Source organism: Aquirufa salirivi (genome assembly GCF_045310485.1).
Lineage (GTDB): Bacteria > Bacteroidota > Bacteroidia > Cytophagales > Spirosomataceae > Aquirufa > Aquirufa salirivi.
The window spans coordinates 499,254-520,916 of the sequence record NZ_JBEWZH010000001.1 but is presented as its reverse complement, the minus strand read 5'-3'; the positions used below and the strand labels follow the sequence as shown (position 1 = coordinate 520,916).

19 protein-coding genes are annotated in these 21,663 nt (G+C 38.6%); 12 read left to right on the top strand and 7 right to left on the bottom strand.

From position 1 onward, the window contains the following. Nucleotides 1–20: 20 nt before the first annotated feature. Complete coding sequence (locus U0R11_RS02170) at nucleotides 21–1,049, bottom strand: sensor histidine kinase (RefSeq protein ID WP_406749587.1); 1,029 nt, start codon at nucleotides 1,047–1,049, stop codon at nucleotides 21–23. Between the two features lie 119 nt (nucleotides 1,050–1,168). Here U0R11_RS02170 and purB point away from each other — a divergent pair, with 119 nt between their 5' ends. The 10 genes from purB to rplS all read left to right on the top strand — a co-directional run bounded on the left by purB (nucleotide 1,169) and on the right by rplS (nucleotide 9,990). Further along, entirely contained in the window at nucleotides 1,169–2,533 is a 1,365-nt protein-coding gene (purB, locus tag U0R11_RS02165; protein ID WP_406749586.1) for an adenylosuccinate lyase, read from the top strand. A 4-nt stretch (nucleotides 2,534–2,537) separates the two neighbouring features. After that, a complete protein-coding gene (locus U0R11_RS02160) occupies nucleotides 2,538–2,930 on the top strand; it encodes a VOC family protein (RefSeq protein ID WP_406749585.1) in 393 nt (130 codons plus the stop codon). A gap of 205 nt (nucleotides 2,931–3,135) precedes the next feature. Further along, nucleotides 3,136–4,557 (top strand): anthranilate synthase component I family protein, encoded by a 1,422-nt coding sequence (locus U0R11_RS02155; protein ID WP_406749584.1) that lies wholly within the window; start codon nucleotides 3,136–3,138, stop codon nucleotides 4,555–4,557. 6 nt (nucleotides 4,558–4,563) lie between these two features. Further along, on the top strand, nucleotides 4,564–5,127 hold the full coding sequence (locus U0R11_RS02150; protein ID WP_406749583.1) for an anthranilate synthase component II: 564 nt from the start codon (nucleotides 4,564–4,566) through the stop codon (nucleotides 5,125–5,127). Between the two features lie 3 nt (nucleotides 5,128–5,130). After that, nucleotides 5,131–6,120, top strand: coding sequence for an anthranilate phosphoribosyltransferase (trpD, locus tag U0R11_RS02145; RefSeq protein WP_406749582.1), 990 nt, complete (start codon nucleotides 5,131–5,133; stop codon nucleotides 6,118–6,120). A 1-nt stretch (nucleotide 6,121) separates the two neighbouring features. Continuing rightward, the gene (trpC, locus tag U0R11_RS02140) at nucleotides 6,122–6,910 is read left to right on the top strand and encodes an indole-3-glycerol phosphate synthase TrpC (RefSeq protein ID WP_406749581.1); all 789 of its coding nucleotides are present in this window, start codon (nucleotides 6,122–6,124) and stop codon (nucleotides 6,908–6,910) included. 1 nt (nucleotide 6,911) lies between these two features. Next, nucleotides 6,912–7,529 (top strand): phosphoribosylanthranilate isomerase, encoded by a 618-nt coding sequence (locus tag U0R11_RS02135; RefSeq protein ID WP_406749580.1) that lies wholly within the window; start codon nucleotides 6,912–6,914, stop codon nucleotides 7,527–7,529. Nucleotides 7,530–7,533: 4 nt separating this feature from the next. Beyond that, nucleotides 7,534–8,724 (top strand): tryptophan synthase subunit beta, encoded by a 1,191-nt coding sequence (gene trpB, locus U0R11_RS02130; protein ID WP_406749579.1) that lies wholly within the window; start codon nucleotides 7,534–7,536, stop codon nucleotides 8,722–8,724. Then, the gene (trpA, locus tag U0R11_RS02125) at nucleotides 8,725–9,504 is read left to right on the top strand and encodes a tryptophan synthase subunit alpha (RefSeq protein ID WP_406749578.1); all 780 of its coding nucleotides are present in this window, start codon (nucleotides 8,725–8,727) and stop codon (nucleotides 9,502–9,504) included. A gap of 132 nt (nucleotides 9,505–9,636) precedes the next feature. Then, the gene (gene rplS / locus U0R11_RS02120) at nucleotides 9,637–9,990 is read left to right on the top strand and encodes a 50S ribosomal protein L19 (protein WP_109322003.1); all 354 of its coding nucleotides are present in this window, start codon (nucleotides 9,637–9,639) and stop codon (nucleotides 9,988–9,990) included. A gap of 445 nt (nucleotides 9,991–10,435) precedes the next feature. Here the strand turns inward: rplS and U0R11_RS02115 are convergent, their stop codons facing one another. Continuing rightward, nucleotides 10,436–10,996 (bottom strand): Crp/Fnr family transcriptional regulator, encoded by a 561-nt coding sequence (locus tag U0R11_RS02115; RefSeq protein ID WP_406749577.1) that lies wholly within the window; start codon nucleotides 10,994–10,996, stop codon nucleotides 10,436–10,438. Between the two features lie 366 nt (nucleotides 10,997–11,362). After that, the gene (locus U0R11_RS02110; protein ID WP_406749576.1) at nucleotides 11,363–12,070 is read right to left on the bottom strand and encodes an ABC transporter ATP-binding protein; all 708 of its coding nucleotides are present in this window, start codon (nucleotides 12,068–12,070) and stop codon (nucleotides 11,363–11,365) included. A gap of 155 nt (nucleotides 12,071–12,225) precedes the next feature. Between U0R11_RS02110 and U0R11_RS02105 the strand changes: the two genes are divergently transcribed. Next, the gene (locus U0R11_RS02105; protein WP_406749575.1) at nucleotides 12,226–13,257 is read left to right on the top strand and encodes an acyltransferase family protein; all 1,032 of its coding nucleotides are present in this window, start codon (nucleotides 12,226–12,228) and stop codon (nucleotides 13,255–13,257) included. 100 nt (nucleotides 13,258–13,357) lie between these two features. Here U0R11_RS02105 and U0R11_RS02100 read toward each other — a convergent pair whose 3' ends face one another. Further along, nucleotides 13,358–13,933, bottom strand: coding sequence for a YdeI/OmpD-associated family protein (locus U0R11_RS02100; RefSeq protein ID WP_406749574.1), 576 nt, complete (start codon nucleotides 13,931–13,933; stop codon nucleotides 13,358–13,360). A gap of 109 nt (nucleotides 13,934–14,042) precedes the next feature. Beyond that, a complete protein-coding gene (gene fusA, locus U0R11_RS02095; RefSeq protein ID WP_406749573.1) occupies nucleotides 14,043–16,136 on the bottom strand; it encodes an elongation factor G in 2,094 nt (697 codons plus the stop codon). Nucleotides 16,137–16,284: 148 nt separating this feature from the next. On the opposite strand from fusA, the gene U0R11_RS02090 reads away from it, so the two are divergent. Beyond that, nucleotides 16,285–16,965: a ComF family protein gene (locus U0R11_RS02090; RefSeq protein WP_406749572.1), complete on the top strand. Its 681-nt coding sequence runs from the start codon at nucleotides 16,285–16,287 to the stop codon at nucleotides 16,963–16,965. 8 nt (nucleotides 16,966–16,973) lie between these two features. Here the strand turns inward: U0R11_RS02090 and gldJ are convergent, their stop codons facing one another. Both gldJ and mfd read right to left on the bottom strand, forming a co-directional pair. Then, the gene (gldJ, locus tag U0R11_RS02085) at nucleotides 16,974–18,233 is read right to left on the bottom strand and encodes a gliding motility lipoprotein GldJ (RefSeq protein WP_269002714.1); all 1,260 of its coding nucleotides are present in this window, start codon (nucleotides 18,231–18,233) and stop codon (nucleotides 16,974–16,976) included. 63 nt (nucleotides 18,234–18,296) lie between these two features. Further along, a complete protein-coding gene (gene mfd / locus U0R11_RS02080; protein WP_406749571.1) occupies nucleotides 18,297–21,647 on the bottom strand; it encodes a transcription-repair coupling factor in 3,351 nt (1,116 codons plus the stop codon). Nucleotides 21,648–21,663: the final 16 nt, after the last annotated feature.

Here is a 21,663-nt window from a genome sequence, read left to right as displayed (position 1 = left end):
CCTTGACAGCGTTAAGATTTTTAGGCCTTTTCTAATTTGAACTGAAAAGACGTTCCTTTATCTATTTTGGAGAAAACGGCGATCTTACTGTTATGAGCTTGGATGATGTGTTTCACAATCGATAAACCTAAGCCAGATCCCCCGCTCATTTTTGCCCGACTTTTATCTACCCGATAAAATCTTTCAAATAAACGAGGAAGGTGTTCTGCCGGTATGCCTGGCCCATTATCCTTCACCATAATTAAAAATGCTTTTTTCTTCTCTTCCAAATGGACGCTTACCTTACCATCTTGGTGGCCATATTTAATTCCATTATCAATTAAATTAACCAATACTTGACTAATTCGTTGATAGTCAGCTTTTACAAGTACGGGGCCATTGTGACCAATTAGCTTTAATTCGACGTTTTTTGATTTGGCTTTGGCTTCTAATTGTTCAAAGATCTCTATGACCAAAGGCTTTAAATCAAGGGCTCTTTTATCAATTTTGATGGCCCCTGTTTCAATTTGAGATACGGTTAATAAATCTTTTACTAGGATATCCAGTCCATCCAAGCTTTTAGCGGCCTTTTCTAAAAATCGTTTTCTAATTTCTGGTTCTTCATCTGGATTGTCCAATAAAGTATGAACAAATCCTTGTGCTGCAAAAATGGGTGTTTTTAATTCGTGTGAAACATCAGCTAAGAATTCCTGTCGGTATTTAGCAGCCTTCTTTAGTTCCTTAACTTCATCTTCTTTAGTAGTCACATAGGAGTTCAACTCTTCCTTTAACAACTCGATGGGGTTTTCTTTTTCTATTAATAGTTTGCGCGGAATGACAGAAAAATTCTTCTTTTTAATTTGTTTGATACGGTCGTATAATTTATTGACTTCTTTAAAGACTAGATTGTCTAAGGCAAAATAAATGACGGCACTTCCAAAGATAAAGGAGCTAATGAAACTAATAAAAAGTATGGTAAAGTCTGTGTTGGGTAAAAAAGAAAGGAAGGAGGTACAAACCCCAGCAATCACAAAGGCCAATAATAAGGAAAGGTATCTAGGGCTTAACATGCTGTTTTTTGTTTTCAAGTTACAATTTATATTTCTTTTGGGGAATCATGCGCCCAATTGTTTTAGGATAATCAGGTTTTACGCACATTTTTGTACCTTTACGCTTTACAAAAAATCCCATGGAATTAAATCGCTTAAGTGCTATCTCTCCTGTAGATGGTCGTTACCGAAAACAAACGGAAGTCTTATCTCCTTATTTTTCTGAATTTGGATTAATTCAATACCGTGTTCGAGTTGAAATCGAATATTTCATTGCTTTATGCGAAATTCCTTTGGCTCCACTACTAAGTTTTCCTGCGGCAGCCATCCCTGCATTACGTGCTCTATACCAAAATTTTTCAGAGCATGACGCACTTTGGATTAAAGAAAAAGAAAAAGAAACCAATCACGATGTGAAGGCGGTTGAATACTTTATTAAAGACCAGATTGCTAGTTTTACTCAATTTGGCGACTTAACCGAATACTTGGAGTTTATTCACTTTGGTTTAACTTCTCAAGATATTAATAATACCGCGATTCCTGTTTCCATTTTGGAAGCCCATCGGGCCGTTATTTTACCTGCTTATTTACGAGTTAAAGAGCAATTGGCTCAAGTAGCAAGCGATTGGAAGGACATTCCTATGTTGGCACATACCCATGGGCAGCCGGCTTCTCCAACGCGTTTGGGGAAAGAAATCCAAGTATTTGTTGAACGCCTAGAAAGGCAATTGGATCTTTTAACTCAAGTGCCTTTTACAGGGAAATTTGGTGGTGCAACAGGTAATTTTAATGCGCATCATGTAGCATTTCCTAAGATTCATTGGCCAGCTTTCGGGGCTAATTTATTGGAAAATAAATTTGGAATACAACGTAGTAAATACACCACTCAAATTGAACATTACGATAATTTAGCGGCTTATTTTGATGGATTAAAGCGCCTAAATACCATCTTGGTGGATTTGGCTCGTGATGTTTGGTCCTATGTTTCCATGGGCTATTTCAAGCAAAAGATCAAAGCTGGTGAAATTGGTTCTTCTGCCATGCCTCACAAGGTGAATCCCATTGACTTTGAAAATGCGGAAGGTAACCTTGCTATTGCCAATGCTTTATTGGAATTTTTATCAGCTAAATTGCCTATTTCACGCTTGCAAAGAGATTTGACCGATTCTACCGTTCTAAGAAATGTAGGAACTCCATTAGCTCATATCCTTATTTCCTTAACTTCGCTACAAAGGGGGCTAGGAAAATTGGAGCTGAATGAAGCTAAAATACATCAAGATTTAGAGGAAAATTGGGTGGTGATTGCGGAAGCCATACAAACAGTTTTACGCCGGGAATCTTATCCAAAACCTTATGAAGCTCTAAAAGAGCTTACTCGTCATCATGGTAAGATAGATCAAGCAGTATTCCAACAGTTTATTCATGGATTAGCCGTTTCAGATGCTATTAAAGCTGAATTGTTATTAATATCTCCATTTAATTTCGTTGGAAGAGACGAAAACTAAGCTAATGAATCAAAGGATTGCACAAATTTCGTTGGTAGTAGATGATTATGATGAAGCCATTGCTTTTTATACGCAAAAGCTCGGTTTTGATTTAGTGGAGGACACCATCATGAGTCCTTCGAAACGCTGGGTGATAGTAAAACCTGTGGGAGAGGGTTCCTGTCAATTGTTATTAGCTAAAGCAGCTAATGAAGAACAAAAAACCCGTATTGGGAATCAAACCGGCGGACGAGTTTTCTTGTTTTTACACACGGATGATTTTGATCGAGATTACCATAATTTATTACAAAAAGAAGTTCAGATAATTCGAGAGGCGAGTATTGAGGAATATGGAAAAGTGGCGGTATTTACCGATTTATACGGCAATTTGTGGGATTTAGTAGAAAGGAAAGCCTAGTTTTTTTATCTTGAAATTTTGATTTACCATATTTCAGATTACATTTGCATCAAATTATTATAGAAATGACTAAAACGACATACAACAAAAACTGGTGGCAAGGCTAAAATTCCTTTGAACAGTTTTGCTGTGTGTACATGATATGTTTTACTCAAGGCTTGCTGTTCCCAGTAAGCCTTTTTATTTTAATTTTGCCGATAGCCTCATGTCCAGTTCAAATAAATTTACCATTCATACCACTAGGAAGACCTTGTTAGCAGATACGTTAACGCCTATAGGTATTTTCTTGAAAATCAGAAAACATTATAAAAATTCTGTTATTTTAGAAAGTGCTGATTACCACGGTCGTGAACATGGTTTTTCTCATATCGCTTTTGATCCCGTAGCTAGCTTTGTTTTGGATCAGCAGCTTGTCACTCAGACTTTTCCCGATGGAACAATAGAAACTTTCCAATTGGAAAATACCAAAGATGCCGTGAAGGTATTACAAGATTTTTCTTCACGTTTTGCGTATCAAAAGGAAGTAGGTGATTCTCCCATGGCCAATGGCCTTTTTGGTCACATCAGTTATGATGCCGTCACGTATTTTGAAGATATTCAAATACAAGATAAAAACCCAGAGACAGCCATACCTTCCATTCGATATAATGTGTATCGGTATGTGGTAGCATTGAATCATTTCAATAACCAGATGACTTGGTATGCCCACAGTTATTTAGAAGGAGAAACCCCCAATTTAGAGGCGGTGGCCTATCATTTAGACATGCCGCATTATACCTTGGAGGCATTTAAGCGAGTAGGTGATGAACAAAGTAATCTTACTGAAGCTCAAACGGAAGAGATTGTAAAGACTTGCATTAAGCATTGCTTGCGTGGGGATGTATTTCAAATTGTGCCTTCCAGAAGGTTTAGTCAAAATTTTTCAGGGGATGATTTTCAGGTTTATCGAGCCTTACGCTCAGTTAACCCATCTCCCTATTTATTCTTTTTTGATTACGAACAATACCGCATTTTTGGCGCTTCGCCAGAAAAACAAATCAAAATAGATCATGATTTGGCAGAAATTCACCCAATTGCTGGAACATTTCGTCGGACGGGAGATGATGCACGAGACGCAGAATTAGCTCAAGCATTGATTGCTGACCCTAAAGAATCAGCCGAACATGTGATGTTGGTGGATTTGGCAAGAAATGATTTAAGTAGGAGTGCTGATAATGTGAAGGTAGAGACCTTTAAAGAAGTGCAGTTCTTTTCTCATGTGATACATTTAGTGTCAAAGGTGACAGGTACCTTACAAAAAGGAGTTAATCCTTTGCAAATGGTAGCAGATACGTTTCCAGCAGGGACTTTAAGTGGGGCTCCTAAGCACAATGCCATGACGATTATCAATCGTTTGGAACCGACGAACCGCCATATTTACGGAGGAGCCATCGGTTTTATGGATTTTGAAGGCAATTTTAATCATGCCATCGCTATTCGTACCTTTTTGAGTAAAGGGAATACCTTATTTTATCAAGCAGGGATGGGTGTCGTGGCTAAGTCCATAGTAGCCAGTGAAATGCAAGAGATACATAACAAATTAGCTGCGCTGAAAAAGGCCTTGGATGTAGCTGAAAATTTAGCATAAGAAGCCATGAAAGTATTAGTAATAGATAATTATGATTCATTTGTATACAATTTGGTATACCTATTGAAAGAGATTGGAGCTGAGGTGGATGTATTTAGAAATGATAAAATAGCCTTAGAAGAAGTGAAGGCATATGACCATATCTTATTATCACCAGGTCCTGGGATTCCTTCAGAAGCAGGGATTATGCTAGATTTATTGAAGGAATATGCATCCACAAAACGTATTTTAGGTGTTTGTTTAGGACATCAAGCCATAGCGGAATCTTTTGGTTCGAAATTGCAAAATATGGGAGAGGTTTTGCACGGAGTTACTACCGAGTGTGTCGTGACGGATCCTAAAGAAAGATTATTTCAAGGAATTCCAGCTCGATTCGAAGTTTGCCGCTACCATTCATGGACGGTTATTCCTGAAACCATGCCTTCTGAATTAAAAATTACGGCAGTGGATGATCAAGGATATGTGATGGCAGAGGCTCATCAGAAATATGATGTACGTGGCGTACAATTTCATCCAGAGGCTTATTTAACGCAACATGGCTTGCAAATGATTAAAAATTGGATTCAATAAAACATGAAAAATATATTAAGTAAACGAGTTCAAGGGTATTCCTTAACCGAGATAGAGGCTAAAGACGTATTGTTGCGCGTAGGTCAAGGAGGAATTAATCCGAGTCAAATTGCTGCATTTTTAGCGAGTTATTGGTATACACCCATTCAAGTTCAAGAATTAAAGGGCTTTGTCTCTGCCATGATGGAATTGGCGGTGACCATTGACTTAACTGAATTTGATGCCATGGATGTCTGTGGTACGGGTGGCGACGGGAAAGATACCTTTAATGTAAGTACCACCTCCTCTTTTGTTGTGGTGGGCGCAGGACAAAAGATTGCCAAGCATGGAAATCACGGAGTTTCATCAGCTGTTGGTTCTTCTACTGTATTGGAATTTTTGGGTGTGAAGTTCAGTAATGACCCCAGCTATTTAAAGCGTAAAATGGATTCGTCAGGCATTTGTTTTTTACATGCGCCATTGTTTCATCCTGCGATGCGCCATGTTGGACCTATTCGTAAGGAATTGGGAATGAAAACTTTTTTCAACTTGTTGGGGCCTTTGATGAACCCGGCTTTAGTTACTAAGCAATTAACTGGGGTTTATGCCAAAGACGTTTATGACTTGTTTGTGCAATTTTATACATCTGGAAGTAAGAAATTTGGAATCGTTTTTGGTGAAGATGGATATGATGAAATTTCATTAACGAGTTCATTTTTATTGACGACGAAGGAAGGAGAAAAACGATATTTACCAAGTGATTTTGGATGTGAAACGGTTCAATCTGAGGATTTAAGTGGAGGCATTAATGTAGAGCAGTCGGCAGATATGTTATATAAGATTTTACAAAGACAAGGGACGCCTGCTCAAACCCAAGTCGTCTTGGCCAATGCGGGAGCGGCATTACTCGTAGCGGAAAAGGTAAATAATATGTCGGATGCTTATTTGATGGCCAAGGAATCTTTGGAAAGCGGTAGAGCATTTCAAGTTTTCAAGAAATTTATCATGGATTAAGATGAGTATTTTAGCTACAATTTTAGATTCCAAAAGGAAGGAAGTTGCGGAAAGGAAATCACACATTTCCATGAATGCATTGGAGAAAACGGGATTTTTTGCGCGGAATTGCCATTCCTTATCGATGTCTTTAACGCAGCCTGCGTCAACGGGAATTATTGCTGAATTTAAGCGAAAATCGCCTTCAAAAGGAGTGATCAATAATCGTTTAACTGTAGAAGAAGTGACCCAAGCCTATGCTGCTGCTGGTGCTGCATGTTTGTCTGTATTAACCGATACCCCATTTTTTGGAGGAACGGACCAAGATTTTGATGAGGCTCGTCGGGCTAATCCCCATACGCCCATGCTGCGCAAAGATTTTATGGTAGATGAATACCAAATTGTGGAGGCAAAGGCGATGGGAGCGGATGTGATTTTGTTGATAGCCGCAGCATTGAGTCCTCAGGAAATTAAGCAATTAGGAACATTGGCTCGATCCTTAGGCATGGAAACTTTGTTAGAGGTACATGATGAGGAAGAGTTAAATCGAAGTTTGGGGGATTATATTTCTGTGGTAGGAGTGAATAACCGTAATTTGAAAAATTTCGCGGAGCAGAATGTCGAGGCGTCCATGCGTTTGGCAGAAAAAATTCCAGCTACTTGTATAAAGGTGTCTGAAAGTTGTATTTCGGGGCCTAGCATCATTCAAGAATTAAGAGGATATGGCTATAAAGGCTTTTTGATTGGAGAAAGTTTTATGAAAACAGATGCTCCCGGAAAGGCCTTATTGGATTTTTTAAATCAAGGATAAGATGAAATGGAAGGTTTGTGGCATGCGAGACATGGATAATATCCAAGAAGTGGCCAAAGCGAATCCAGATTATATGGGATTTATTTGGGCAGAAGCTTCACCTCGATACGTAGGAGAAGATTTTGTGATTCCCAAGGAAGTTTTAGGTAAAACCATTCCAGTTGGGGTATTTGTTAATCGTGAGGTTGCTGGTATTATTGAATTATCTCAAAGGGCAGGTTTTACTTGGGTTCAGCTACATGGCGAGGAAAAAGAAGATGAGATTTTGGCATTAAAAAATGCAGGTTTAACTGTGATAAAAGCCATATCGGTGGCAGATAAACAGGATGTGGTAGGCTTGAGTGAAGCGCCTGATTTCTATTTATTTGATACCAAACAAGGAAAGCAAACAGGTGGAACAGGGCAGCGATTTGATTGGGATATATTAGCCGCATATGCAGCTGGAAAACCTTTTCTTTTAGCAGGCGGTTTAAGTAAGGAGAATGTAAAGGAAGCAATGGAATTAAGTAAAAAATATCCAATTCATGCGCTTGATTTTAACAGCAAAGTGGAGATCAAAGCAGGGTTGAAAGATGTACGAGAAGTACAGGAAATTTCGGAAATATTAGCAGAAAATTAGCGTTATGGCACTTACTTACCAAGTAGACGACAAAGGTTATTATGGAGAATTTGGCGGGGCCTTTATTCCCGAGATGCTTTATCCTAATGTGGAAGAGCTTAGAACACATTACCTTGAAATTATACATGATCCGACTTTTCAACAAGAATTTCATGCTTTATTGAAGGATTTTGTAGGAAGACCTACACCCTTGTTTGAGGCAAAAAGATTATCAGAGAAATACCAAACTCAGATATATTTAAAACGGGAAGATCTTTGTCATACTGGCGCTCATAAGGTCAACAATACCATTGGGCAGATTTTAGTAGCTAAGAAATTAGGTAAAAATAAGATTGTAGCAGAAACGGGTGCGGGTCAGCATGGTGTAGCTACTGCCACGGTTTGTGCCTTGATGGGCTTAGAGTGTATTGTTTATATGGGGGCTATCGACATAGAGCGACAGGCTCCTAATGTGGCGAGAATGAGGATGTTAGGTGCGCAGGTTGTCGCGGCAGAGTCAGGGTCTAAGACCTTGAAAGATGCCACTAATGAGGCTATGCGCCATTGGATTAATCATCCAGTTGATACGCATTACATCATTGGTTCAGTGGTGGGGCCTCATCCTTATCCAGATATGGTAGCCAGATTTCAATCCGTGATATCGGAGGAAATAAAGGCTCAATTGTTGGAAAAAGTAGGGAGAAATTATCCCGACTATGTCTTGGCTTGTGTTGGAGGAGGATCAAATGCAGCGGGAGCTTTTTATCATTATTTAGATGAAGCAAGGACCCAATTGGTGGCGGCGGAGGCAGCAGGACAGGGGATAAATACGGGACATTCTGCAGCTACGACATTCTTAGGTAAGTCGGGTGTATTGCATGGTAGTAAGAGTTTATTAATGCAAACAGAAGATGGGCAAGTGATAGAACCGTATTCTATTTCAGCAGGATTGGATTACCCGGGAATTGGCCCAATGCACGCTCATCTATTTAAGACAGGGCGCGCTCATTTTTACGATATTACAGATGAGGAAGCTTTGGTGTCGGCTTTGGAGTTAAGTCAATTAGAAGGAATTATTCCCGCTTTAGAGTCAGCCCATGCCTTAGCGGTATTACCTAAATTACAGGCCAAACCTACTGAAATAGTGGTTATTAATTTGTCAGGAAGAGGGGATAAGGATTTGGCTACTTACCAACAAAGATTAAATTTAGTTTAGATGAATCGAATTTCAGCAGTTTTTGAATCGGCGAAAGGCCCTATATTAAATGTGTATGCTACGGCAGGTTATCCCCAATTGGGTGATACGATGACGGTATTGGAGGCACTTCAAGAAGGAGGCGTCGATATTATAGAGATTGGAATGCCTTATTCTGATCCTGTGGCAGACGGTGAAACCATTCAGCAGTCGAACCAAGTATCCTTAGATCAAGGAATGACCGTGGCTTTGTTGTTTGAGCAATTGAAAGATTTGAGATCCAAAGTTCAGGTTCCCGTATTGTTGATGGGATATATCAACCCTGTTTTACAGTTTGGGGTGGAAAAATTTTGTCAAAAATGCCAAGAAGTAGGTATTGATGGCTTGATTTTGCCGGATTTGCCCATGGCAGAATATGAATCGGAATATCAAGCGATTTTTGAGCGATATGGTTTATTTAACATTTTTTTGATTACACCTCAAACCACCGATGAGCGCATTCGTCGAATTGATTCGGTGAGTCAAGGCTTTATTTATATGGTTTCTTCGGCCAGTACCACTGGTGCTAAAACAGGGATTAGTTCAGAACAAGAGGTTTATTTTGAAAGAATCAATGAAATGAACTTGAAAAATCCAAGATTGATTGGCTTTGGAATATCAGATCGTGAAAGCTTTTTGAAAGCTTCGGCTTCAGCATCAGGGGCAATTATTGGAAGTGCCTTTGTGAAGTTGTTGGCCCATTCAAGTCATTTACAGGAGGATATTGTTGCTTTTGTTCGAGGGATTAAAGGCCTTAAATAATTCACAATTTTTTGACTAACAGTTTTTTAGAAAAAATATTTTTTCTATCTTTGCAACCCAAATCAGTGAGGCTTAAGTACGATTGGACCGCTAAGCACTGATAATCACCAAAGTTTGAACAAATAAATTAAGATGAGTGATTTAATTAAATTAGTTGAAGCAGAAAATGCAGCTCGTAGAGCAGATCATCCTGAATTTGCAGCAGGAGATACCATTAATGTTCACGTGAAGATTCGTGAGGGTAATAAGGAGCGTATCCAGGTTTTTCAAGGATTGGTAATTCAGCGTAAGAATTCGGGTGCTGGTGAGTCATTCACGGTTCGTAAGATTTCTAATGGAATTGGTGTTGAGCGTATATTCCCAATCTTGTCTCCAAACATTGACAAAATTGAAGTATTACGTCGTGGTAAAGTACGTAGAGCTCGTTTATATTACATGAGAGGAAAGCAAGGTAAAGCTGCTCGTGTTAAAGAGAAGAAAAAATAAGAGGTTTGATTTCTTTGAAATAGAAAGAGCTGCTCGAAAGGGCAGCTCTTTTGTTTTAGGGTACTAGTGGTTAGATGTGAATTTGAAAGAGAAGTAGATTATTGCAGCGAATTTCACAAGAGAGGAGTTTTTAGGCTCCTCTTTTGTTTTATAAATTATTAGTGATTAGGTGGTTAATAAGAGAGATTAAGTAACAAATTATTTTCGAAACATATAAATACATATTAGATTCGAAAATGGTTAAAAATGTGGTCGATTGGACTTCCATATTTTAACGTTTAGATTTAGAACACAGATTGTAATATTTTTCTCTTTTTAACCGATAATGATCAAATCTTCCAGAAATGGTGGAAGATTCTTCTCGATTATCACATTACAAAGTTGAGAAATATTGCATGAAATATTCTTGCGAAAAATCAATAAATAAAGTTGAGAAAACGCAAGATTAATCGATTAGTGACCCATTTTCCATGATTTTTCGCCTCACTCGGCTTAGTTCTGAAGGGCTCATATTAAGGAAAGAGGCTTTATATTTATCAGGAACTTGCTCATCCATATCCTTGAATGATTTGCGAAATGCTTCATACCTTATTTGGGTATTTCTGATATGTAGGAAGGAGGTAATACGTTCGTGTTGAACGAGTGTTTCTTGTAATATGATTCTACAAATTGTATTTGAATGGGGAATCTCAATATATGCCCTTTCTAAATCCTCTTTTTCCATGTAGAATACCTCGGATTTTTTAAGTGCGTCAAGGGTGATTTCACTTGGCCTTTCATGGAAGAAACTTTCAGCTGAGATGCCAAATTTACCAGGCAAGGTGAACCATCTGGAAATGGGTTCGGGCATATCTAATTGGTCAACCCACGAGTATTCTCTCAAAAGTCCCGAGGCTAAAAAATAAAATTTGCTATTGATTTCTCCTTCAGCAATGATGATTTGATTCTTTTGAAAGACGGCGGGTTTAAAATATCCCGCAAGTTGCTTCGTCTCTGAAGGGCTCATTAAATTAAAGGTTTTAAGGTAAGCTTCTAAGCTAGCTAAAGTGGTCATATAAAAAGGGTATAGTATAAGATGATTAGAGTGATATAAATGCGGACATACTCTTTTACTTTGGAAATCTGGTTAGATTTGCAACAAATTAAAATGAGATTCAGAAATGAAGAATTTGAAATCTTCAAGGGGTGTATACATTTAGAACGTTCCAAAGATATAAATCCATTGGTGGATAGCCAATTATGTAGGATATAAAGCTGTTCTGGAATTTAATTTCTTGCGCTTTCTCAAGAAAAATACTTGATATAGATCAAAAAAAGGCCCTAAAATTAGAGATCATTCTAATTTTAGGGCTTAGTGTTTATCGTGAATAAATTACTTGATTACTTTTCTTACGTTTTGATTGATGGTATCAGACTCGATAAGTCCATCTCTTAAACGGATAATTCGGTGGGCATATTGAGCAATGTCATCCTCGTGGGTTACCATCACAATGGTGTTTCCCTTTTTGTGCAGTTGATCAAAAAGATCCATAATTTCATAGGAAGTTTTGGTATCTAAATTTCCTGTAGGCTCATCAGCAAGCAAAATAGAGGGATCATTGACCAAGGCTCTGGCTATGGCTACACGTTGTCTTTGTCCTCCAGATAACTCATTAGGTTTATGGCTAGCCCGATTGTCAAGCCCTACTCCTCTAAGGGTTTCCATGGCAATTTCGTTTCTTTCATTTTTGGAATAGCCTGCATATATCAAAGGAAGTGCCACGTTATCTAAAGCAGACTGTCGGGGTAATAAGTTGAACGTTTGAAATACGAATCCGATTTCTTTATTACGAACAGCAGCTAATTCATTCTCTGACATTTCGCTGACGTCGTGACCATTCAAGATGTATTTGCCCGTACTTGGGGTATCCAAGCAACCAACAATGTTCATTAAGGTAGACTTACCAGAACCCGAAGGGCCCATAAATGCTACATATTCACCTTTATCCACTGAAATACTAATGTTTTTTAAGGCATCAATTACCTCTTCTCCCATCACATAACGTTTGGAAATATTTCTTGTTTCAATAATTTTGGTCATAATCTCAGGAATAAAATATCTTAAAAATACATCCAATACCTGAAAGAAGTTTCACTTTTCTACAAAAGATACGCATCATGGATAAAGTAGCTCTATGAAGGATAAGAGGTTTATTGATTAATATGTTTTAGCTTTGTTAGCTGTAGATTTACGTGATGAAATACATACCTGCATTGGATGGCATTCGAGCCATAGCTATATTATTAGTATTGATTTTTCATTGGTTTCCCACGAATCATTGGATAAATACTATTCCCAATGGTCCAGTGGGCGTTACCTTATTTTTTGTATTAAGTGGATATTTAATTACTTCGATTTTGTTGGGCCAAAGAGACAGCCAGTCATTCGCTAAGTCATTTGGTAATTTTGTGGCTCGAAGAGCTTTACGCATATTTCCTATATATTATGCCGTATTGACATCCTTGCTCGTTTTAAAATCATTCGGCATCCAAATTGTCAGCGACTTTTATGGTCACCCAGGCTATTATTGGTCTTATTTGTATAATCATTGGTTAGAACAAAGTCAAAATTGGTCCGACATGCTTTCCCCCTATTGGTCACTTTCTGTCGAAGAGCAATTTTACATCATTTGGCCTATTCTCATTTTGGGAATAAGTACAAAGAAGAGCCTTTTGTCACTTTTATGGGCTACTACTTTATTGGGATTAGTTGCTAGGTTTGTTTTGATTCATCAATATGCAGGCATTGGAGTCTATATGATTACTTGTGTAGATACATTTGCTTGGGGGGGCTTATTAGCCTATTATATTCGAGAGGGGAGAGAAGAACAAGTAAGGACATTCACCAAATGGCTTATTCCCTTAGCTATGCTCGGATTTTTAATTACTACGTTGTTGATGTCCGACATGAATCTTGGAAAGCAGTTGTTTTTTAGAACTTTTACATCCATACTTTCAGCTGGATTAATTTTAGCCGCATTGAAATCGGGATTCTTGGCTCAGGTATTATCCACACGACTCTTGAGAGAAATAGGAAAGGTTAGTTATGGCTTGTATTTATACCATATGCTGATCCCTGATTTATTTTATCAACTGATGAATCGACTTCATATTTCGATTCATGATCCATTCCATATATACGGTATAGTAGTTTTGTTTACATTCAGCTTTATCTCGTATCACGTGTTTGAGAAACCCATTCAATCGCTTAAACGATATTTTGTTTAAAGCTTGATGAATTATCAGTTTTTTTCAGGGGGAATAGGGGAAATTGCGTTAGTTTTGACTAACGCTGTCAAGGTTTAAAACCTTGACAGCGTTGGATGATTTAGTGAAATTTTTCGCCACGAGAAAGTTTTTCAAGGATTTGCTCCATTCGTTTTTTTCTAGTTTCTGGTTTTTTTGCCGATTGAAGTCTGAAATAGATGGCAAATAAATTTGAACGGTTAAGGGATTGGAAAAAGAGTTCAGCAAGTTTGTTCTTTTTTAATTCATGAAGGAAATCTTCGGGAATCACCATGTCGCTTTGAGCAGCATAAGCCTGATCCCATCTCCCATCGTCTTTGGCTGCTTGTACAGTTTTTAAGCCGGCAGGCATCATTTTTCCAGCTTGGGTCAATCGCTCGATGTGTTGAATATTGATTTTGGACCAGATACTTTTGGGCTTTCTAGGACTAAATTTTTGTAACCAATAATGCTCATTTAAGGGAAATTTTTGGCTGTCTATCCAACCAAAACAGAGGGCTTCATCTAATGCTTCCTTATAAGAAATGGTTAGCTCTGGAGCTTTTAATTTGGAGATTTGAAGACAAATGCCTGGGGTATGCAAATGGTTTTTTTCAAGCCACTCTCGCCATTCTTGTGTGGAATGGAAAGCTACTATTTCAGCTTTACTCGTTGTCATTAGAAATTTTTTAACCTAAATATACCTATTTGAGGCAGTTTAGTTTAAGTTTAGTCCATAAAAAAGCCCTCGAAAATCGAGGGCTTTCTATTATTATATTGCTTGGATATTACAATCCCTTCGCTTTCTTAACGACTTCGTCTGCAATGTTTTGCGGAACAAATTCATAGTGAGAGAAAGTTAATGATGCAGTAGCACGTCCAGAAGACATCGTACGTAAATCCGTTACATATCCGAATAATTCAGATAAAGGCACATCAGCTTTTAAGATAACAGCACCTTGACGAGAATCCATGCCTTTCATGATACCACGACGACGGTTTAAGTCACCTGTGATAGGTCCAGTATACTCATCTGGAGTAACTACGTCAACAGCCATGATAGGTTCCATTAATTTAGCACCTGCACTTTTTGCGGCTTCTTTATAACCCATACGAGCGGCTAATTCAAATGATAATGAATCTGAATCGACATCATGGTAAGAACCGTGGAACAAACGTACTCTCATGGAATCCATTGGATAACCCGCTAAAGCGCCTGTTTTCATAGCCTCATCGAAACCTTTTTGAACTGCAGGGATAAATTCACGAGGAATTACACCACCTACGATATTGTTCACAAATTCTAAACCTGGTTTGTCATCTTCTCTTGGTCCGATTTCAAATACGATATCTGCAAATTTACCACGACCACCTGATTGTTTTTTGTAAACCTCACGGTGCTCAGTTGTCTTAGTTAAAGACTCTTTGTAAGCAACTTGAGGTGCACCTTGGTTTACTTCTACTTTGAACTCACGACGCATACGGTCAATGATGATCTCTAAGTGAAGCTCACCCATTCCTTTGATGATGGTTTGACCCGTCTCTTCGTTTGATTCTACTTGTAAGGTTGGATCTTCTTCAATCAATTTAGTGATGGCTTTTGAGAAGTTATCAGCATCAGCTGTTTTCTTAGGCTCAATAGCGTAACCAATTACTGGCTCAGGGAAATCCATTGCTTCTAAAACGATTGGGTGTTTTTCGTCAGATAATGTATCACCAGTTTTGATGTCTTTAAATCCAACTACCGCACCAATATCTCCAGCTCCTAAACGCTCAATGGAGTTTTGCTTGTTAGCGTGCATTTGGAAGATACGAGAGATACGCTCTTTATTTCCTGAACGGTTGTTCAAAACATAAGAACCTGAATCCAATCCACCTGAATAAGCACGGATAAAGCATAAACGACCCACGTAAGGATCCGTAGCAATTTTAAATGCTAAAGCAGCAAATGGCTCTGATTCAGATGGTTTTCTTAGGATCTCTAAACCTGTATTTGGATCAGTTCCTTTTACACCTTCTTTATCCATTGGTGAAGGCAAAATAGCCATCACGTAATCTAACATGGTTTGAACTCCTTTGTTTTTGAAAGAAGAACCACAAAGCATGGGAACTATTTTCATAGAAATGGTAGCAGCACGTAAGGCAGCTAAAATTTCATCTTCCGTGATGGAGTTAGGATCTTCGAAGTATTTCTCCATCAAAGTCTCATCAAACTCAGCCACTGCTTCTAATAATTTCTCACGGTATTCTGTCGCTTCTTCTAACATATCATCTGGGATAGGCACCTCAGTGAATGTCATTCCTTTATCAGCTTCGTTCCACTTGATACCACGGAAGTTAACCAAGTCAACTACTCCTTCAAAATGCTCTTCAGCACCGATTGGCAATTGCAATGGTACTGCGTAGCTACCTAACATTTCTTTCACTTGCTTACACACGTTTAAGAAATCTGCACCAGAACGATCCATTTTGTTAACGAAACCAATACGAGCCACGTTATAATTATCAGCTAAACGCCAGTTAGTTTCTGATTGTGGCTCAACACCATCCACCGCTGAAAATAAGAAAACTAGACCATCTAACACACGTAGGGAACGGTTTACCTCAACAGTAAAGTCAACGTGACCTGGTGTATCAATGATGTTAACATGGTAATCTTCGTTACGGTATTTCCAGCTTACAGTCGTTGCAGCAGAAGTAATCGTGATTCCACGCTCCTGCTCTTGCTCCATCCAGTCCATGGTTGCCGCACCATCGTGAACCTCACCAATTTTGTGACTCACACCTGCGTAATACAGGATACGTTCCGTCGTGGTGGTTTTACCAGCGTCAATGTGCGCAGCAATACCGATGTTTCTAGTGAATTTTAAATCGCGTGCCATTTTTAAAGGTTAATTATGATATAAGTGTTTTTACTCTTCTCTAAGATTATCAAGAACTTGAGCAACATGGTTTTAGGATGTAAACTTTAGGTTCTTATTTAGGGGTGCAAAATTACTGAATCTTAATTAAATACAAAACTTTTTTCAAATGTTTAAGCGCATTTTACAATTGCTTTATCCGGAAGTTTGTTTTGCGTGTTCCAAGACCCTATTGGAATCAGAAAAATTACTCTGTACTCAGTGTCGATTAGAGCTTCCAAGGCCAGGTTTATTCCTTTCAAAGCCGAATTGGCTTCGTCTGAAATTTGACGGATGGATGGATTATCAGGATGTACATTGTTTCTTTTTATTTTCTGAAGGTGGGCGTGTTCAGCACCTCATGCATCAAATTAAATACAAAGGAGCCCAAGATTTAGGTCAATTTCTAGGGATTTGGTGTGGCTCGGAATTAAATAAGTACAATTGGCCTTCAGCCTACGAGCTTATCCTTCCAATTCCCATGCATCAACAAAGAACTCATCAACGAGGTTACAATCAAGCGCTTTGCATCGCTGAAGGAATATCCTTAAGTACGCACATTCCTATCTTAATGACTGGGGTAGAAAGAATCAAGAATAGTCAAACTTTGATTCATCAAAATCGACAAGAGCGTTTTAGTGGATTGGAAGACGTATTTCAAGTATCGGATCCATCACTTTTTCAAGGGAAGCATGTGTTAATTGTCGATGATACCCTAACCACAGGAGCCACGATGCTAGCATTTGGACAAAAAATAAAAGCCGCTGGAGCTAGACAAGTGTCTTTTTTAGCTCTGGCGGCTTTACAGTAAAAGAGAAATTATTTGTTCGTTCCCGCGGAAATCATAGCGCAACGGAATCCAATGGTAGCCGTAGCAGAATCTTCATCCAAATAACGACGAGTACCTGGTGCTAACCAATAAGCTACATCTGACCATGATCCTCCTTTATAAACGCGAACCTTGTTGTCTATCAGTGAATTATTATTTTTGCTGTCATAGCGACTCGCTTTATCTAATTTTTCGTTTCTACGTATTGGGTTTAAATCATTGAAGTCTTGAAATGAAAGGGGACGATATAAATCTTGCACCCACTCATTAACGTTACCTGCCATTTGATATAAACCAAAATCATTTGGAGGGTATTTATATACCTCAGTTGTGATAATAGCTCCGTCATTGGATTTACCAGCGATACCAGCATAGTCACCACGTCCACGTTTGAAGTTAGCCAACATGGTTCCTCTTGCTTTTCCTTGTGACTGGCGTAACGATGGTCCATCCCAAGGATAAATACGTTGGTTGATTTGGTTCTCATCTTCTTGCTGCGTTCCAATCATGGCTTTAGCTGCATATTCCCATTCCGCTTCAGTTGGTAGGCGGTAAGAAGGCAGAACTCGACCTGATTCAATGGTTAAACGAGCCGTTGTATTAGTTCTTGTCGTGGCTGCTGTAGCAGCAGTACCAGCAGTAGCAGCTCCTTTTTTAGGTTTCTTTTCTTTGACTTTATCTGAACCTGCCAATTGCTGATTGACAGCGGCTGTTCTCCATACACAGTAATCATTAACTTGTTTCCAAGAAATACCCACTACTGGATACATACGGAAGCCCGGAAAACGCAAATATTGCTCCACGTAAGGATCATTAAATGCTAAATCGTTTTTCCAAACAGTCGTATCGGGTAAAGCAGATTCGTAAAAATCTTGTGTGGAGTCTTTTTGAACCGAATATAAATATTCTAAATAATGAACGTTGGCGATTTCTGTTTCATCCATGTAAAAAGACTGTACAGATACCGTTCTTTCTACGTTGTCATGCATCCCCAATACGTCCTCTTCTAAAGAACCCATCGTGAAACGGCCACCTTCAATAAACACCAAATTAGGGCCTGTTAATTGACCACTGAATTTTTTGTCTACTTGAAATCCACCCTTTTGGTTGTAGGAAATGCCTGTGGCAGAGGATTTTGAACCGATATTTACACTGCTAGGTTTTACGCCAGATTTGATTCCACTTGGACATGATGTCAAGAGAAATACACTAGCACAAATCCCCATTACAATTTTCAATTTAGCAATCATTGATATCTTTTATCGTAAGAATTTGAAAAGCAAAGGTATAAAATTCAATTAATAAGCTCAAAACTAGCCTAAAATATCCACTAAAATAGTATTTAATTCGTCAATACTACTGATTCGGTCTACTTGAAGAATCAATTTGTTTGCTTTTTCTCTCAATTGACACTGTCCTTTTCGAGCATTTACAAAATTGATGACCTTCAAAACAATGGAACTAGCATGTTTTTGATGTGTCTCAGATGAAACGAAATGAAGTTTAAGGATATTGTTTTTTAGCTGTATTTTTTCAATTCCTAAAACTTGAGCTTTCCAGCGACATTTCACTAATTCGGTCATATCACTGACCTCTTGAGGTAATTTGCCAAAACGGTCCTCTACTTCTTGAATAAATTTGTTTAGATCTTCTTCATGATCAATTTCATCCAATCGAGTATATAAGGCTAATCGTTCGGAAATACTTTGAACATAGGTATCAGGAATTAAAACCCGCATATCAGTCTCAATTTGGCAATCTACTTTTAATGTCTCTGCAACTTCCTGTAAATCAGCCTCAAATAAGGCTTTAAATTCATTTTCTTTCAATTCTTGAACGGCTTCATCTAGGATTTTGTGGTACATATCATAGCCTAAATCATTGATGAACCCGCTTTGTTCAGCTCCTAACAAGTTCCCTGCCCCACGTATATCTAAATCGCGCATGGCTACTTTGATCCCATCACCTAAGTCAGAAAATTCTTCCAGTGCGCTTAATCTTTTACGGGCATCACTGGTCAAATTCGCCAGGGAAGGAGTTACTAAATAGCAGTAAGCTTTTTTATTGGATCGACCGACGCGTCCCCGCATTTGATGTAAATCAGATAAACCAAAATTATTGGCATTGATGATAAAAATGGTATTCGCATTCGGGATATCTAATCCAGATTCAATGATATTAGTGGCCACTAACACGTCGTAATGACCTTCAATGAATCCCAGCATGATTTTTTCTAATTTATCACCATCCATTTGTCCGTGAGCCACCGCAATTTTGGCATCGGGTACCAAACGTAATATTCGATTGGCTATACTTTCTAGTTCTCCAATTCGATTGTAGACCACAAAGACCTGTCCATTTCTGGATAATTCTTCTCTAATTCCATCTCGTAGAAGTTCATCATTTAATATGACCAATTTGGTTTCCACTGGCTGGCGGTTCGGTGGAGGTGTGGCAATGATGGATAAATCCCTTGCTCCCATCAGCGAAAAGTGTAAGGTTCGCGGAATAGGTGTGGCAGTCAAAGTCAACACATCCACATCTACGCGCATTTCTTTCAAGCGATCTTTGACCTTCACCCCAAATTTTTGTTCCTCATCAATGATCATAAGGCCCAAATTTTTGAAAACAACATCTTTATTGACCAACCGGTGGGTTCCAATTAAAATGTCGGTCACACCTTTAGCTACTCGATCTAGTGTTTCTTTGATTTGTTTAGGCGACTTAAATCGGTTGATGTATTCAACCTTACAAGGAAACGCGGCCAAACGATCATGAAAGGTTCTAAAATGTTGCATCGCCAAAACCGTCGTAGGAACCAAAACAGCTACTTGCTTGGAATCAGCTACGGCTTTAAAGGCAGCTCTTACAGCAATTTCGGTCTTTCCAAAACCTACATCTCCACAAACCAATCGATCCATGGGGTGTGGTTTTTCCATGTCGGCTTTCACATCTTGTGTCGCTTTCGCTTGGTCGGGCGTATCTTCATATAAAAAAGAAGATTCTAATTCGGCCTGCAAATAAGTATCGGGAGAAAAGGAAAAACCGGGGGCCGATTTCCTTTTGGCATATAAGGAAATTAACTCTTTGGCAATGTCTTTAACCTGTTTTTTGACTCTCGATTTTTTGTTGTCCCAATCTGGAGAACCTAATTTAGACATACTCGGAGGGGCACCTTCTTTCCCCGAATATTTGGAAATTTTATGTAAAGCATGAATGGATACCGAAAGGACATCATCATCTCTGTAAATCAGTCGAATGACTTCTTGTTCACCATTGGATGTTTCAATCAAGTTTAAACCAGCAAATCGACCAATTCCATAATCAATGTGCGTAACAAAGTCCCCAACCTGTAAACTCCTTAATTCTTTTAAGGTCAGGGCTTTATTTTTAGAAAATTTGTTTTTCTCTTTGAATCGATGAAAACGGTCAAAAAGTTGGTGGTCAGGATAAAAAGCTATTTTTGTTTGCTCATCAATGAAACCTTCGCGTAACGTAATTTGCAGGTTTTTAAATTGAATCGAGGTATTTAATTCGTTGAAAATGACTTCCAATCGTTCCAGTTGACGAGAAGATTCGGAACAAATGATATTTTGGTAGCCTTGAGTTTGGTTATCGAGCAAAGCACCCGCTAATCGTTCGAAATCCTTATGAAATGCCCCAGGATTTTTAGAAGCATACGTAATGGATTCCGCATTTTTCAAGTGATTCCTTTTCCCATATTCAACTTGGGTAAATTGGTTGAGTGATTTCAAAAAGTCTTTTTTATTCTCCCAACGTTCGGAAGGATCAGACATAAGTTGAATGTCACCACCTCGACTTTTCAGTTCTTCAAAAGCATCATGTGTTTTTTGGAAGTAATTTTGAATAATTTCCAAGAGCATATCTTGGTCTTTTATCCAAATGATGCTGTTTTCTGGGAAGAAACTCAAAAAGCTTTCTCTACTTTCTTGAATGAGCTTGGTTTGCACATCTGGAATGAGGTGCATGGCAGAAACGGACTGAATGGAAAGTTGGGTTTCTGGATGGAATGTTCGAATGCTATCTACTTCATTACCGAAAAAATCTAGTCGGTAAGGAAACTCTGTCGCATATGAAAATACATCTAATATCCCTCCACGAACGGAATATTGGCCTGCTTCATAGACAAAATCGGTTCGCTCAAAATCATATTCATTGAGCGTTTCTGCTACAAAATTGGGATCTATTTTATCACCAACCCGAATAGAAAGGGTATTCTTAACCAGTGATTTTCGATTGATTACTTTTTCACTTAATGCTTCTGGGTAGGTGACAATGTAAGTGTCTTTGGATGATAAATTACTGAGTACGTTGAGCACCTCGGCACGCATCAATACATTGGCATTATCGATTTCTTCCCATTCATAGGGTTTTTTATGAGACATCGGAAATAGTAAAACCTCCGCATCTCCTACTAAAGACTGTAAGTCATTGAGGAGGTAATGGGCCTCTTCTTTTTCTTCGCAAATCAGTAAATAAGGTCTTTTTTCTTGTTTGGTGGCCGCCATCAGGATAGCGTCTAACGAACCAGATAAGCCTTTTACATGGAATTTGCTTCCTTTTTGGGCATGATGAATCTGCGAAGAAAGAGTTTGAATAATTCCATCGTGTTGGTATTGGGCAATAAAATCTTTTACAATCATAATCTACCGAATCAGG